This is a genomic window from uncultured Nonlabens sp., from assembly GCF_947495285.1.
Classification (GTDB): Bacteria; Bacteroidota; Bacteroidia; order Flavobacteriales; family Flavobacteriaceae; genus Nonlabens.
The window spans coordinates 89816-106931 of the sequence record NZ_CANLXZ010000003.1; the positions used below are offsets into that span (position 1 = coordinate 89816).

Annotated in this window: 13 protein-coding genes; 6 read left to right on the forward strand and 7 right to left on the reverse strand. The window is 34.1% G+C overall.

Annotated elements, in window-relative coordinates:
* Window positions 1–198 precede the first annotated feature (198 nt).
* Both carB and rpmH read right to left on the reverse strand, forming a co-directional pair.
* Window positions 199–3051, reverse strand: a complete 2853-nt coding sequence (carB, locus tag Q0838_RS01955) for a carbamoyl-phosphate synthase large subunit (RefSeq protein WP_298950656.1) — start codon at window positions 3049–3051, stop codon at window positions 199–201.
* Between the two features lie 104 nt (window positions 3052–3155).
* Window positions 3156–3320 (reverse strand): 50S ribosomal protein L34, encoded by a 165-nt coding sequence (gene rpmH, locus Q0838_RS01960; protein WP_298950658.1) that lies wholly within the window; start codon window positions 3318–3320, stop codon window positions 3156–3158.
* A gap of 338 nt (window positions 3321–3658) precedes the next feature.
* On the opposite strand from rpmH, the gene Q0838_RS01965 reads away from it, so the two are divergent.
* Entirely contained in the window at window positions 3659–4174 is a 516-nt protein-coding gene (locus Q0838_RS01965) for a DUF2892 domain-containing protein (protein ID WP_298950660.1), read from the forward strand.
* 80 nt (window positions 4175–4254) lie between these two features.
* Here the strand turns inward: Q0838_RS01965 and Q0838_RS01970 are convergent, their stop codons facing one another.
* The 4 genes from Q0838_RS01970 to Q0838_RS01985 form a co-directional block, all read right to left on the reverse strand.
* Window positions 4255–6489, reverse strand: a complete 2235-nt coding sequence (locus Q0838_RS01970) for a response regulator (protein ID WP_298950662.1) — start codon at window positions 6487–6489, stop codon at window positions 4255–4257.
* A gap of 618 nt (window positions 6490–7107) precedes the next feature.
* Complete coding sequence (locus tag Q0838_RS01975) at window positions 7108–10353, reverse strand: S41 family peptidase (protein ID WP_298950663.1); 3246 nt, start codon at window positions 10351–10353, stop codon at window positions 7108–7110.
* A 158-nt stretch (window positions 10354–10511) separates the two neighbouring features.
* A complete protein-coding gene (locus Q0838_RS01980; protein WP_298950666.1) occupies window positions 10512–10901 on the reverse strand; it encodes a YchJ family metal-binding protein in 390 nt (129 codons plus the stop codon).
* A gap of 18 nt (window positions 10902–10919) precedes the next feature.
* The gene (locus tag Q0838_RS01985) at window positions 10920–11279 is read right to left on the reverse strand and encodes a hypothetical protein (RefSeq protein ID WP_298950668.1); all 360 of its coding nucleotides are present in this window, start codon (window positions 11277–11279) and stop codon (window positions 10920–10922) included.
* Window positions 11280–11354: 75 nt separating this feature from the next.
* On the opposite strand from Q0838_RS01985, the gene Q0838_RS01990 reads away from it, so the two are divergent.
* The 5 genes from Q0838_RS01990 (at window position 11355) to Q0838_RS02010 (ending at window position 16071) form a co-directional block, all read left to right on the forward strand.
* Complete coding sequence (locus tag Q0838_RS01990) at window positions 11355–11522, forward strand: hypothetical protein (RefSeq protein ID WP_298950730.1); 168 nt, start codon at window positions 11355–11357, stop codon at window positions 11520–11522.
* A gap of 131 nt (window positions 11523–11653) precedes the next feature.
* A complete protein-coding gene (locus Q0838_RS01995; RefSeq protein WP_298950669.1) occupies window positions 11654–12460 on the forward strand; it encodes an alpha/beta hydrolase in 807 nt (268 codons plus the stop codon).
* A gap of 34 nt (window positions 12461–12494) precedes the next feature.
* Window positions 12495–14084, forward strand: coding sequence for a YdiU family protein (locus Q0838_RS02000; protein ID WP_298950671.1), 1590 nt, complete (start codon window positions 12495–12497; stop codon window positions 14082–14084).
* Between the two features lie 321 nt (window positions 14085–14405).
* Window positions 14406–15806 (forward strand): exonuclease domain-containing protein, encoded by a 1401-nt coding sequence (locus Q0838_RS02005; RefSeq protein ID WP_298950673.1) that lies wholly within the window; start codon window positions 14406–14408, stop codon window positions 15804–15806.
* Between the two features lie 139 nt (window positions 15807–15945).
* On the forward strand, window positions 15946–16071 hold the full coding sequence (locus Q0838_RS02010; protein ID WP_298950675.1) for a hypothetical protein: 126 nt from the start codon (window positions 15946–15948) through the stop codon (window positions 16069–16071).
* A 487-nt stretch (window positions 16072–16558) separates the two neighbouring features.
* Here the strand turns inward: Q0838_RS02010 and Q0838_RS02015 are convergent, their stop codons facing one another.
* Entirely contained in the window at window positions 16559–17053 is a 495-nt protein-coding gene (locus Q0838_RS02015) for a thioredoxin family protein (protein WP_298950677.1), read from the reverse strand.
* Window positions 17054–17116 lie beyond the last annotated feature (63 nt).

Sequence of the window (17116 nt, forward strand, 5' to 3'; positions counted from 1 at the left end):
AGACTGTATTTGAACTGGTATATCTTTTGCAAAAGTGAAACTTAAACTAAAAAACAAAAACCCCAAAAGCTTAAAACTTTTAGGGCTTTGATTCATAAATTCAAAATACTCGGTTAAGCAAGAGTCGCAACCTTTTTTTACTAAGCACAATCCTTGCTGGTAGATAAACATTAATGACTATCTCTCAGACAGACAACACTACTTACTCAAATACATTCTACGTCTTGCGTATAAGTCATAAAAAGCATCGTCTTTAAGGCTGTCTATAAATAAGATACTTTCTCCAGTAGATTTCATTTCTGGTCCTAGACGTTTATCTACATTAGGAAACTTGTTGAAAGAGAATACCGGTTGCTTAATCGCATAACCATCTAACTGCGGATTAAAATCAAAGTCCGTTACCTTATTATGACCTAACATAACCTTTGTAGCATAGTTTACATAAGGTTCTTTGTATGCTTTGGCAATAAATGGAACCGTACGAGATGCTCTTGGGTTTGCTTCTATGATGTAAACTTTTTCATCTTTGATCGCAAACTGTATGTTAATCAACCCTACTGTATCTAGCGCGAGTGCTATTTTTTTAGTATGATCTTTAATTTGTTGCATTACCAGATCACCTAGGTTAAATGGCGGTAATAATGCATTAGAATCTCCAGAATGGACTCCACAAGGCTCGATGTGCTCCATAATACCTATAATGTACACATTCTCACCGTCACAAATAGCGTCTGCCTCTGCCTCTATCGCTCCATCTAGATAGTGATCTAGTAGCAGCACATTGTTAGGTATCTTCTTTAAGATATCTACTACATGTTCTTCTAGCTCATCTTTATTGATAACGATTTTCATTCCTTGACCACCTAGTACATAAGAAGGCCTTACTAAGATAGGAAAATCTAATTTCTCAGCTACTTGTAACGCCTCTGCTGGTGTGGTTGCTGTTGCAAATTCCGGGAAAGGAATGTTATTCTTAAGTAACATTTCAGAGAACAACCCACGATCTTCTGCTAGATCTAGAGCTTTATAGCTGGTTCCTAAAATCTTAATACCGTAACGTTCTAGTTTTTCAGCTAGCTTTAAAGCCGTCTGTCCACCTAGTTGTACAATAACACCTTCTGGCTTTTCATGACGTATAATATCATAAATATGCTCCCAGAATACAGGTTCAAAGTACAACTTATCTGCCGTATCAAAATCGGTAGAAACCGTTTCTGGGTTACAGTTAATCATGATTGTTTCATAACCACATTCTTGCGCTGCATAAACTCCATGCACACAACAGTAGTCAAATTCTATTCCCTGCCCGATACGGTTAGGTCCAGAACCTAGAACAATTACTTTCTTTTTATCAGATACCACGCTTTCATTTTGCACGTAGCGTTCTCCACCTGCTGTTTCTATATCAGCCTCAAATGTGGAGTAATAATATGGAGTATCTGCTTTAAATTCTGCCGCACAAGTATCAACGAGTTTATAGACTCTATTGATTTTCATTTCTTCACGTAAATTGTAGACCTCTGACTCGAGACATCCTAACATATGCGCGATCTGGCGGTCTGCAAATCCTTTTTGTTTTGCTTCTAGTAGTAGCTTTCGCGAAAGCGTGCCCACATCATACTTCCCTATTTCTTTTTCTAGTAAGAAGAGTTCTTCAAACTGCTTTAAATACCACATATCTATTTTAGTGATCTCAAAGATTCTGTCTAATGAGATTCCCATAGCTACGGCATCATACAAGGCAAAAACACGATCCCAACTTGCGTTAGTCAGTTTTTCAATCACTTGATTATAATCTGTATACCCTTTACCGTCTGCTCCTAATCCATTACGTTTTATTTCTAAAGATTGAGTAGCTTTATGGAGTGCTTCTTGAAAAGAACGACCTATACCCATCACCTCGCCTACAGCTTTCATTTGAAGACCTAGAGTACGATTAGATCCTTCAAATTTATCAAAATTCCATCGTGGTATTTTTACGATTACATAATCTAATGTAGGTTCAAAAAGTGCCGATGTGTTACCAGTAATTTGATTATTTAATTCATCTAGGGTGTAACCCAGCGCTAGTTTAGTTGCAATTTTTGCAATGGGATAACCTGTTGCTTTACTTGCTAGTGCTGAAGATCTAGATACACGAGGATTGATCTCTATAGCAATAATTTCTTCTTTCTCATCTGGACTTACCGCAAATTGCACGTTACATCCACCTTCAAATTCACCGATACTGCGCATCATGTGTATAGCCATATCACGCATTTTCTGGAATGTACGGTCTGATAGCGTCATGGCAGGAGCAACTGTAATAGAATCTCCAGTATGGATTCCCATAGGGTCCATATTTTCAATAGTACAAATAATGACTACGTTATCATTTTTATCACGTAGTAATTCTAATTCATATTCTTTCCAGCCTAGTAGTGCTTTATCAATCATTACCTCGTGGATAGGAGATACTTCTAGACCGACAGTTAATAATTCGTCATAATCTTCTTCATTATGTACAATAGCTGCGCCAGCGCCACCTAGAGTAAATGAAGAACGTATGCATAAGGGAAAACCAAATTCTTGAGCAATCTCCTTACCTTTTAAGAAAGAAGTAGCAGTGGCTTGCGGTGCCATGCCTACTCCTATCTCACCCATTAACAACCTGAATTTTTCTCTGTCTTCAGTAATATTAATCGCATCTATATCTACACCGATCATGTCTACATTATGATCTTCCCAAATACCTTTTTCTTGTGCCTCAATGCAAAGGTTTAATGCTGTCTGTCCACCCATAGTAGGAAGAACTGCATCAATTTGAGGATGTTCTTTAAGGATTTGTCTAAGCGACGTAGTTGTTAGTGGTAATAGGTACACATGATCTGCCATGGAAGGGTCAGTCATGATAGTTGCCGGATTTGAATTTATTAATATGGTCTCTATTCCTTCTTCTCTTAAGGATCTTAAAGATTGAGAACCTGCATAATCAAACTCACACGCTTGACCTATAATGATAGGCCCACTACCTATTAATAAAATGGATTTGAGGTCTTTTCTTTTTGGCATTATAAAGTGATTTTATGGGACTTAGCTAGTATGGTTATAGGGTATAAAAAAAGGCGTCAATTCTAAAGAATTAACGCCTAAAGTATAATTAAAGATAAATCATATTATCTTTTATGTCTTCTTTCAGTAGAAACAGATATTTTTTTACGTCCTTTAGCTCGGCGACGAGCAAGAACTTTACGACCGTTTGCAGAAGCCATGCGCTCTCTGAAACCGTGCTTGTTTCTTCTTTTCCTTTTACTTGGTTGGTATGTTCTTTTCTGTGCCATAGCTTGAAATCTGTATCTATATAATAAAAAGGCATTACACCTTCAATTTTTATCGGCTGCAAATATAACAACTCTTAATTTACTTACAACAAGAAATTTACTTTTTTTGAAATTATTTTTTTATTTCTCATCGGACATTTATTGAAGATAAAAATAATCATGAGATCCATACCTACCCAAAGTCATATAATATCTTGTAAGTTCTTAGCTAGCAGCTGTTACTTACCTAATGCTAGGGTTTTAAAGATTCAATCATTTTACTTTTCAAAACCATACGCTTTCCTGAAAACTAAAACTCCTTAAATCCTTATCTTTGCAAACTTCAAAACACACTTATCATGTTTAATAAAAACATAAAACTGGTTATCACTGCTATAATTGTAGCATATGCCGTATATCAATTTACTAGAAACGAGATTCTTACAGGTATTTTCTTAATCTTATTTTCAGGTATTTTTATATTTCTCTATTTTAAAAATGAGATGATCTTACTAGCTTTTAACCGTTTAAGAAAACAAGATTTTAAAGGGGCAAAAAAATGGTTAGATAAAATAACAGATCCAGAGGCAGCTCTTGTACAGAAACAACAAGGATATTACAACTATTTGCATGGCCTTATGATTTCTCAAGAAAATATGACCAAAGCTGAGAAGTACTTTAAGAAAGCGATTTCATTAGGTCTTAATATGGATCAAGATCTTGCGGTTGCAAAATTAAACCTTGCAGGTATCTCAATGATGAAGCGTCGCAAACGTGAAGCAACTGCCTTACTGAGTGAAGCAAAGAAACTAGATAAACAAGGAATGCTAGCTGATCAAATTAAAATGATGAAACAGCAAATGAAAAAGATTTAATTCTTTTAAAAATGTATTAGACATTAAAAGCTCAATCTTGCGAGATTGGGCTTTTGTTTTTTTTAAAGCGTAAAAATTTATTACATTTCTTGCAATAATGTTTGTAACAAATGCTCTGTTTCATAAGGTTTTACAATTATAGAATTTAAACCATAACAGTAAACTTCTTTTTCTGGATCTACAAAGTTAGTTGCGGTAAGCGCTATTATAGGTGTCTCAACATCAAATTCCCTTATTTTAATAGTAGCTTCTATACCATTCATGACTGGCATATTTATATCCATAAGTATAAAGTCAAATGATTCATTCTTAACTATCTCCACAGCTTCCTTACCGTTACTCGCCGTGCAATGTATCATGTAGTATTGTTCTAGGATTTTTTGTGTTACTAATTGATTGATCTTATTATCATCTACTATTAACACCTTTTTACCATCTAATGACTTTATATCTATAGACGAATTATTATTTTCAATATTCTCTTGTGATCCTTCTTTAATATCTAGGGTAAAAAAGAACGTTGTACCCTCATTATAAATGCTATTCATTTGTAACGCGCTTCCTAATATAGTTAGTATTTTATTCACTATAGGTAGTCCTAGACCAGAACCAGCGATCTCTTGATCTTGTGAATTCTTTACTTGTGTAAACTCTTCAAAAACTCCTTTTTGATGGTCTGGATGTATCCCTTTACCAGAATCTTTAACCTCAAAATATAGTTTTAAATGATCTCCCGAATGCTCTTTTTTGATTACCGTTACAGATATATCGCCATCTTGAGTAAACTTACTAGCATTACTAATCAAATTCATAAGCACTTGAGATAATTTAGTCTGGTCTCCATATAAAATTACCGGTACATCTGGATCTAAATATTTATGAACTTTGTTATTATGTTTCTCATTTAAAAAAGTAAATGTTTGTATAATATTATTCAATAAAGTTGATAGGTTAAAATGGATCTCTGTTAATCTATGTCCTTCTTTAGAAGAGAATTTATTCATATGAAGCACATCATTAACCAGAGCAAGTAAATAATCTGCAGAAAATTTTAAAGATTTAAATTCAGTTTTAAAATCTTCTAACTTAGCATCTTTTAAGAAAGTAGCAGACAGTCCCACGATACCATAAAGTGGTGTACGCAATTCATGACTAATAGTGGACAGAAACCTTGTATTACTATTAGCTAACTCTTCTGACTTTTCTTTAGCTTCTAAATACTGTCTATTCTTTAAAATTAATCCTTTTAACAACCTGTCTCTTTTATTTTTTGCCTTTAAAAGTAAAATAGCCACCAATAATAATAAAGCTGCAACTATTATAAAAAACACTAAAAACATTTTACCTACAGATGCTTTTTGAGTCACTAATTGATTTTCTAATTGTGACTCTCTGAGATCTTGTACTACATTATCTAAATGTAATTCTACTCGTGCTTTTTGTTGTTGTTTAACGGTTTCTTTTTCATATCTCAAATCTTTTAAAGAATCATAAATCTTATGCACATCGTTGAGCTTCTTGTAGTCTTTAATAGCCTCATAACCAGCCATTAAATACTTATAGTTTCCAAATTTATAATTCTCGTCAATATATTGTTGATACTTAAGTGACTCTAGTGTAAGATCAATAGATTCTCGTGGTTTATTTTCTAATAAAGCCAGACCAGCTTTAATATGCGTAGTTGTGCCTATGAATGTATTGCGTCGCCCATCCATTTCTTTTAGATAGATTTTACCTTCTATCTTATCTAGAAAATGTTTAGTTAGCTCTACGTTTTCCAGACCTACATATAGCTCTGCCAGGTTATGATTAATAATAAAATTAAGCTGGACCGATTTATTGCCATTAAACTTATAATCCAGTCCTTTTTTAAAGTAAGCGGCAGCTCTTACCTTATCTTCAGTAAAATAAGTATTACCTAAGTTAATATACATTGTTACTATACCGAGCGTATCTCTTTTCTTTTTGGCTAGTTCCAGCGCTTGAGAAAAAAACATATCTGCTGTTTCTAGATCATCAAGTCTAACAAATGAATTACCTAATAAATTACGTAGTCTTAATTCGACTTCATAAGAATCTGTTTCTTTTGCATTTCTTATTAGTTCTGGTACTTGTTGCAGTATCTTCTCATAAACGCCATCATTAAAATAATCCATCATCATTAAGGAGACAGAATCTAACTCTTTCTCATTAAAACTAGAAGTTTGTTGATGGCCTTGAGTGTAAGGATTTAGGTCATCAGGGTATTGAGCAGTAGATTTACTTACTTTAAATAGAACTAAGAAAAATGTAACAAAATAAAGAACTTTGGTCATTTTTGATTTATAAATTAAAAGCTACCACTTAGTCATCTAAGCTTTAATTACATTATAGCTTAAATTAAAAAGCTGAATAGCTAAGTGCAATAAACTGATTATCCATCACATAAAAAAATTGTTCTTAATTAAAATGAAAATTTAACCATTTTAGTTCTTTTCATAAGAATTTTATAGTTTATTATCATTAAAATACCAGCGCTTTATTAAACCTATGATTACTTATAAAACAGTCCTAATGTGATTTTTTTTCAATAGTTAAATTGAAGAGGATACTTTATAACAACCACGCTTTCGCGAAAGCGTAAAAACAAAAAAACCTAAACGAACATCATAGTTCTATCTTTCAAGAAATAAGATATTCATTTAGGGGAATGTGAAGATAAACATATTTGAAATAACTCTCCTTATCATTATTATTAAAAACGAACTTTTTTTTTATTAAGAGGTTTTCTGTGCTAGAATAACGGTAACTGTACTATTAGAATACATCTCCATGCGACATACGTCCATAAAAGTTAACGCTCTATTCTTAAAAGCCATTTATTCTCCAGATAAGACCATAAAAACGGTCATAAAAATAATTTACAACCGTTTAAAATATGTGAGTGAATTTTATCACTTTATATCTTTAAGTAGCTCTTTAATAGCTCGATCGAGTTGTTGATCTATACCGTTATCGATTTTACTAGGCATATTCTTAACCTCGATTAAAGGCTCTGTCTGGTTGTTTTCCATCCATTTTCCATTTATATCTTTGGCACTTATAGGGACTACACCCCAATAAGAGCCGTCTGGTAAGACTTCCCATCCTGCAAAACTACAAGTACCAGGTGTAGGCATACCTACTGTTTTACCTATTTTAAGGTCTGTGTAACCACATGCAAAACAATGTCCGTCGCTATACTGAGCCTCATTAATCATAGCTAGTGTAGGTTTTACCCATCTAGAGGTAGGCTCTCCTCCTACGATCTTATCCTCAGTCTCATAGGTAATAAATGGTGTGCCAGTAAAGAACATGGCTAGGTCTGCAACGAGGTCTCCACCACTATTAAAACGAGTATCAATAATCATTGCTTTACGGTCAAAGTATTTACCCATCATCTTTTCATATATATCGCGATAAGGTCCATCACCCATACCTGGTATGTGTACATAACCTAGTTGACCATTACTTTTCTTTGTAACTTCTTCTTCATTTTGTTTTACCCATCTTTTATAAAGAAGCCTATTTTGAGCACCTAAAGTTATAGGCTTTACGGTAAGCGTCTTATTCTTTTTACTTTGAGGGTCGTTAATTTCTAACAAGGTAAATTTTCCTGATTTTCGATTTAAGTATTGTGCTATGTCTTTAGAAGCGCTTAGCGTCTCGCCATCTATTTTTTCAATGACCATACCTGGTTTAATATCAAATCCATATTTATCTAGTGGACCTCCTTTGATAACCTCTGTTATTTTAATTCCATCAGTCTTATGATTATAATCCATAAATATTCCTAAGGATGCGGTAGCGTCTTTGTTCTTCATGGCAATACTAGCACTCCTTGCACCGGCATGAGATACATTAAGTTCTCCTAACATTTCTGACAGTAACTCTGTAAATTCATGACTATTTCCTACATATGGTAAATGCTTACCATACTCTTTTTTCATTAAATTCCAGTCGATACCGTGAAAATCTGGATGGTAGAAAATAGCATTAGTACGTATCCATACATGATCAAACATGGCCTGACGCTGTGCAACGGCATCATATTCCATCTCTCCAGATATTCTTACTCCTGTTTTCTTATTCTTACTTAGATCTATTTTAGATATACTACCGCCACTTAAAAGAAATAGGTTTTTTTGTTCTTTATCCCATTGTAAGCTACCAGAAGAAGCGTTCAATTTTATCGCCATTTTAGTTTCCTTAGTTCTCAGGTCTGTCATCCATAAATTTAATTTACCTTCAAATCTAGTTAGGTAATACAACTTGCTGCCATCTTTAGATAGTATGGCATCTCTAAGACTAGAGGAGTGAATGGTAAAACGTTTTGTTCTATCCTTCATCTCGTCCCAATCAAATTCTAGACTTTTTATGGTGTCTTTCTCCTTTTCTTTATCTCCTTTTTTCTTGTTTTTATCCTTGTTCTTATTTCCGCCTTTTTTATTTGTCTGGCCAGATAGTTTCTCAATTTGTTTGTTAAGCGCATATTCTTCTTTGCTTAGGTTAAACTCGTCCCATGCATCTTGTGTAAAGAACATACTGTACACATCGCTTTGAGAAGAACCGCTAGTGGCATAAGACTTTAAACCATCACGATTAGAAAACCATATCATTTGCTTACCACCATTCACCCATTGTGGACTCGAGTCATAATAACCACTATCATTAAGGTTAACTCTCTTAGAACCATCTGCAGCGAGTAAGATAACCTCGCTATTGTTAAGTGACAGGCTCCATTGCATAAGTAGCCATTTACTATCTGGACTCCATGTAAAATATTTGTCTCCATCTCTCATATGAAATAAATCTTCAGGCGTCATTAATGTAACGGCATCACCAGATTTTACATCTTTGATTATAAGAGTACGTCGGTCTTCTATAAAAGCAAGTTTCTTACCATCTGGTGAGTATTTTGCCAGATAATTATCTTTACCGTTTTCTAGTACCGCTGTTTCTTTTATTAAAGTAGAAGCAAAGAAAAAAGGCTCTTCTTTACGCGTTTTTTCTGTTTTATAAATACTCCATTTGCCATTGCGCTCACTACTGTAAACTATGGACTTACCGTCTGGTCCCCAGGTTACAAAACTTTCTGCCTCGGGCGTGTTAGTAATTCTCTTAGTAAATGACTGGTCTACTGAGGTTACAAAAACCTCTCCTCTCGCTATAAAAGCAATTTCTTTACCATCTGGTGATACAGACATCTCACTCACACCTCCATTTATAGAAATAAATTTATCGCTATTACTTATGGCTTGTGTAGTAATATTTACTTGAAGTTTTTTAGGCGCTTCTCCTTCTTTCATGGTATAGAGTTTACCATCGTGACTAAAACTTAATACTCCATTACCATAAGAGAGAAAACGTACAGGATGTAGATTAAATGATGTTAACTGTTCTCTTTTAGAATTATCTGCTAGATAGGCTTTAAAGATGTTAAAATTACCGCTGCTCTCACTCAAGTAATAATAGGCATCTTCTTTATCGTTGAATACTGGCATTCTATCCTCTCCTTTATAATCTGTCAGCATTTTATGCGTGTTAGTCACAACATCATAACTCCATATATCTCTAGCAATACTGGACTCTTGGTGTTTTCTCCATATATTCTCACCACCTTTTTTATCATGATATAAAATCGTATTACCGTCTTTACTCATATTTAAAAATTCTGCCGGAATAGTAAATACTTGATCTACTCTACCGCCGTTCACTGCCACTTTATAAACTTCTGGTTGTGAACCTGTAGGATACTGTCTGTGATTTACGGCATCCATGCGCACCGCACCGAATAAGATCTCCTTATCATGATGAGAAAAAGTAAACGGCTGCTCGTCTGTAGAATGATAAGTAAGTCTGGTCGCTGCACCTCCATTTGCACTCATTACATACACGTCAAAATTACCATAACGGTTAGACGCAAACGCTATTTGAGAACCGTCTTTACTCCACACAGCCTGATAATCATGCGCCTCATGAAAGGTTAATTGCTGCGCATCTCCACCTTGAGAGGCCACCTTGTATAAATCTCCTTTATAAGTAAAAACTATTTGAGAACCATCTGGTGATATGGTATTGTGTCGCAGCCATCCTGCGTCTTGCTGTGCGTGTACTACTGCAACGGTAAGTAGCAGTACCCATGTAAAAATGGATTTCATAAATTTTAATTATCGGTTTATATTGATAGCATTAGTTGGTCTAAAATACTCGTTCTAGATTAAAAAGTTACACTGTACAATTGAATAAATTATTAAAGGTGGGATAGGTGTTCCGCTTTCGCGAAAGCGGAATTAAAATCAATGATTATTCTACTATTCTACTCTTGTGCATCTAGATAAACCCAGTGTCCTTTTTCTTTACTAAAACGAGAGTTTTCTTCTATAATCTGTACACTTCCATTTTCCATAAAAAAGGCTTTAAAATAAACAGTTCCCGCAGCATCGCTTGCCGTTCCTGCAGTATGATTAATGACATCTAGCTGTACCCATTCTACAGTTTTAATCCACTGTGCAGTTTCTTTATCATCTCTCTTTGATGGTCTGGTGCTGCTGTGATGGCTCTTGCTTAAATAATCTATATCGCCTAGAACAAATGCGCTATACCTAGACCTCATCAACTCTTGAGCTGTTGTTGCTTTAGAAATATCCAGATGCACTTTTTCACAACAGTTTTTATAAAGTTTTTCTGGGTTACAGGGACACTGCATATGGTTCGATTTTTACTTTTAATGAAGCAACTCTTTATTCTCACGTATTCTATAGGCCTGTTCCATTCCTAGAAACTCAGGATCTTCATGCTTCTCTGACCAGAAACCGTCTAACAAATTTGTAGACAGACATTTATAAACCACTACTCCTTTAAAAACTGTAGCGTCCTCTCCTTTATAATTAAAATTAATCACGAGTATTTGATCTTTAAAAAAACCGGTCCCTTCTTGCAACTGGTTACCACTTATGCGCCATTGCGCGATAATTCTATCATTAGAATCGATAGACAAGGTAAGCTCTCCTTCATAACTACTTTTAAAAGCGTCTTGATTATAACCTTTTATGATATAATTTCCTGCCAGTTCTCCTACAGTCATGCTATCCCTATTTTAATGCAAATGTAAGTTCTATCACTTTGACATCTATAACAACTACCTTTGTAAATATATTAAATGACCATGGCTAAAAAAGGAAGAGAGAAAAACACAAAGAATAAAGGAAAGCATAGTGTCCTAGTAGAACGTGTAAAGAACAAAAAACGTAAAGAAAAAGAAGACCGTAAAGCCAGACTTAAGGCGATAACAAAAGCCGCTCAAAAAGCCAGTCAAGGAGAAAAATAGTATTTTTTTAAGATAAATGAGCAGTTAGAGCTTTTTTAATAACTTCTTTTTATCAATTTATGGGTTTAAACTGTTCTAATTTTGTAGCTCAAAATAATTATCTATTTTACATGTCCTTAAAAAATTTCTTTTTGTTTTTATCTACGGGCCTATTGTTAGGCAGTTGTTCTGTAAAAAAGTTTAAGAACTTAGATTATAACGCACCTCAAATAAAAGAAACTCCTGCACCTACTTTAAACGTTTTTTCTAAAAGAAAACCTACAGACTCTTTACAACCTGTATTGATATTTGTTTACGGCGGTAACTGGAACAGTGGTAAAAAAGAAATTTACAACCGTGTAGGTCGTAATTTTGCTAATCACGATATAACGGTAGTAATTCCTGATTATACTAAAAGTCCTGTCGCTAGTTATGACGACATGACACTTCAAATAGCTCAGGCAATTAAATGGACACAAGAAAACATTAAGGACTATTCTGGAGATGCTAACAAGATCTATTTAACTGGGCACAGTGCTGGTGGTCATCTTGCAGCACTAGCGGTAATGAATAAAAAATACCAGACAGACCCTAACGATATAAAAGGTATTGTACTTAATGACGCGGCTGGTCTAGATATGTACACCTATTTCTTAGAAAATAAGCCTACAAAGAAAGAAAACTATATAAGCACATGGACTCTTAATCCTAAAACATGGAAAGAAGCCTCTCCATACTATCATATAGATGAGACTACACCAGAAATTAAAATCTATAACGGTACAAAGACCTATACCTCCATATTAGAAGGGAATGAGTTATTTCTTGATAAACTAAAAGATTACCAGCCAGAGGCTCATATTAATTATCTGGATAAAAAACACTCTGCTATGGTGATACAAATGTTTTTCCCATGGAATGACATGATAGACGAGATAGTGACTTTTATGAAACAATAAAACCATATACCTCGAGTAGATGGTATTTTTACATATGATTGATCTAGAAATTTCAAATAGTTTTTACAATTCACTACCTAAGGATTCTATAGAAGATAATTACACTCGTCAAGTAAATAATGCAGCCTATTCACTAGCGACACCCTTAAGTTTTCCTAAAAGTAGATTAATACATATATCAGATCTAGCAACAGAATTAGGTTTTACTGAAAAGCAAATACAGTCTCCAGAATTCCTTAATCTATTTACTGGACAACATCCATACCCTGAAACAAAATCATATGCAATGGCATATGCTGGACACCAATTCGGCAATTGGGCAGGACAGTTAGGTGATGGTCGGGCTATTAATTTATTTGAAATAATACATAATAAAAACCGTTGGGCTTTTCAATTAAAAGGTGCTGGCCCTACACCATATTCCCGCAGTGGCGATGGGCTCGCTGTTCTTAGATCTAGCATAAGAGAACACCTATGTAGTGAGGCCATGCATCATTTAGGCATACCTACTACTCGATCATTATCGCTTTCTTTGAGCGGTGAAGAAGTATTGCGCGATATGCTTTACGATGGTAATGCAGCTTATGAAAAAGGAGCTATAGTATGTCGTGTGGCACCTAGTTTTATACGTTTTGGTAATTTTGAACTGGCCGCTGCCACAAGCGATACCGATTTACTTAAAAATCTAGCCGACTACACTATAACTACCTTTTTTACTGATATTAAATCTACCGGTAAAGATGCCTATTTACAATTCTTTAAAAAAGTTACAGACCGTACTCTAGAAATGATCATGCACTGGCAGCGCGTGGGTTTTGTGCATGGTGTAATGAATACCGATAACATGTCCATTCTAGGACTTACCATAGATTACGGACCTTATGGATGGTTAGAACCATATGATCATGGCTGGACACCTAATACTACAGATAGCCAGTTTAAAAGATATAGATATGGAGCACAACCAGAAATAGGTCTTTGGAATCTTTTACAATTAGCAAATTCTTTGTTTCCCCTTATTAAAGACGCTGCACCTTTACAAGATATTCTAGACAGTTATAAGACTAATTATCAAGTGCAGTATCTGGAATTAATGATGAATAAAATAGGTATCTACCATGCACATAATCAGGATCGTGATTTGATACAGTCTCTAGAAGAGCATCTACATTTACATGAAACAGACATGACTATTTTTTATAGAGAACTAAGTAAGATCCATATAGAAACCTCTTTAGATAACGCCTTTGCAATAATTTCTGTTGCTTTTTATAATCGTAAACATTTATCTGACCTACATAAAGACGCATGGATCAGATGGTTAAAAGACTACCTGGCTAGATTACAATTTGATGTGGAACAAAGTGTAATTGATAATATCGCTTTCGCGAAAGCGAGAACAAAAAAAATGAATGCTATAAACCCTAAGTATGTACTAAGAAACTATATCTCTCAATTAGTTATAGAAGATGCTGAAAAGGGAGATTACAAGCTGCTTAATCAGATTTACACCATGTTGCAAAATCCATATGAAGAACAGCCAGAATACATTAAATGGTACGCCTTGCGTCCAGAATGGGCACGATCTAAGGTGGGTTGCAGTAAACTGAGCTGCAGTAGTTAAAAAATAAACGTAAACCTAAATAATTATCCTTCTCTCATTTACCATATGCTCTAATTAGTTTGTGATTTCATTATCCCCATCAGGTCTTGAAAATAAAAAAGTTATAAAAATCAATTATAACAATACCATTAAAGCACTCAACAATAAGATCGTTGCACTTATCATTTTAAACTCAGCTATATTTTTATAAGCTGAGTTCGATTAAAGTTTATCTCCTTATTCAAAAGCGAGATAAAAACAATCTATGTTAAAACTACATAACAATTCTTTTTATATGGAATTATTCCATAAATTTGGAAATATTCCAATTTTAAAGCCCGCGTGAATTTTAAAGAACAAATATATAGTGTTGTAGATATTGAAACTACTGGTAATAGAATGAGTGGTAATCGCATTACAGAAATTTGTATTGTGCGACTGCTAGGTGATCAAGTCCTAGAAAAATATACGACTCTAGTAGATCCAGAAATATTAATTCCAGATTTTATAACCGGACTCACTGGTATTGATAATGAAATGGTGGCAGCTGCACCTCTATTTGCTGATGTTGCCGTAGAAATAGAACGCATGACACGCGACAGTATCTTTGTGGCACATAATGTTAACTTTGATTACAACATTATACGCAACGAGTTTAAGAGACTGGGGCATGATTTTAAGCGTAAAAAACTTTGTACTGTGAGACTTTCCAGAGAACTCATCCCTGGTATGAATTCTTATAGCCTAGGTAAACTTTGTAATTCTCTAGGCATCTCATTAAATAACAGACACCGTGCAGAAGGTGATACTGACGCAACTGTAATTCTATTTAAAAAACTACTCGAGAAAGATGTGGATGGTACTGCTTTTACTAATTTTTTAAAAGGTAGTAATAAAGAGGGTACTTTCCCTCCACACTTAGATCGTGCTCAATTTCATGATCTACCAGAGGTGCCTGGTGTATACCTTTTTAAAAATCAAGCTCGCAAGGTAATTTATGTGGGTAAAGCCATCAACCTGCGCAAGCGAGTACTTTCTCATTTTTATTCTAAAACGAGTAAGTCTTATTTAATGTGTCAAGAGATTTATTACATAGAACACATACCTACCGGTAATGAGCTAGTCGCATTATTACAAGAAGCAGATTTAATTCAAGAATACTATCCTAAATTTAACAGTGCACAAAAGAAACCACGCAAGGCTTATCAAATTTTACATTATAAAAATCAAATAGGCGTTATTCAATTTGCTGTAGGACTTGTTAAATCTTATGATTACTCTGTAGTGACCCACTATGATCGTGCTCATGCTGTTGAACAATTAGAAAAACTATGTGCCGATTTTAATTTATGCCCTAGATACTGTAGTTTTAAAACTCCTGAGGATTGTAAAAATCATTATAAATTACAAAAGTGTAAAGGAGTCTGTAAAAAGGAAGAGTTAGTATCTCTTTACAATATAAGAGCTAACCAAGCGATCAAGGCTTTACACAACCAGAATCCTAATTATATTATTAAACAAAAAGGTAGAACTATTGAAGAATCTTGCTTTGTAATGGTTAAAGATGGAGAGTATCAAGGTTATGGATTTGTAGATCAATATGCATCTATTTCTTCTATAGAAGATTGTGAAGATTACATAGATCGCAAAGCTGCAAATTACCATACCAACCAGATTATACGTTCTTATCTAAAAAAATATGGAGTGCAAAATGTCGTTTATGATCCAGCAGAAATAAAGTAGTCCATAATTTACTGTTTTTATTACACTATGTCATAGTTAACACACGATTAAATAATAAATAATAGTAAATCATGTTAAATTTTAATAATTATTTAAAAAATACTATGCGTGCATCGTATTATATTTGACAAAAAAAAGCATGGATTTAATCACATCAAAAAACGGATACAGCGACTATAAAAGAAAGACAATAGAAGAACTAGAAGACACTCATGAAGAGTCTCCTAAACAAAGTTCTAACACACGTTTTCAAAGTTATTTATAATTTAAAAATCCGATCTCCCGATTGGATTTTTTGCTTCCTAGAACATATCCATCTAGTCTCTTTCATGCAGTCTAGCAATTATCTAAACAGGCTTTAAAAGCAACCGAGAGCTTTACCAGCTAGTTAAAAATGAGTAATGGTACACAATGGGTTGCCCTTTATTTCTATTCTTCTCTTAAAAGCTTTAAAGTAAATAACACCATATAAATGGCATGTATTAAATCCAGTAGCTTTTTTAAGACATAGAACTTATTTGTGAAAATTGATTTGCAGTAATGGCTCGATCCACTTTTTAAAAAGAGACTATGAACACAAGATTAATACATACATGAGCTGTATTTTAAAAATCAACCAGAGAGAAATGCATCCACGTAAACTAAAAATGAATGTATGTTCTATGTCGTGAATTTATATAGCACAAGTACCACTTAGAACAAAAAAAAGTGACTCGTTAAAGGTCACTTTTTTAATTATTGTATTTCAGTGTTTATAACCTGAATATAGATCTGTTTTCATCCATAAAACGCCAGTGATATCGTGGATCCTCACCACTAAAACGCTCTACTCTATTACGTTCTGAACCTCTATAATCTAGAGCAATTATAGTTGGGTACTTTACCTTATATTTATTAGATAGTTTTTTGTTAATCTTTTTCTCTTGTTCTGAAATGATGTCATCACGAAAGGGATTATCTAAATAAACAATATGATATTTTGCAGATTCCTCCACAAACTTATCGGTGTGAAAAAAGTATTTTTCTAGTTTAACACATGGAGCACACCAGTCGCTACCAGTAAAATAAACTAAGATAGGTTTCTTAGTTTTTTCAGCCTCTTTTTTTGCATCGTCCAGACTGGTTAACCACGGTAGACCGTGAGTGAGATCTTCATTACTAGCTGTTTTAACATCGTTAGACACCTGGTCCTGTGCACTCACCGCCATGTAAAAAAATAAAAACGGAAGAATAAAAAATAGTCTCATTTATTTAAATTTTGAATTCAAAGGTAAATTAATACTAAACAATCAACAATTATCCTGCCAGAT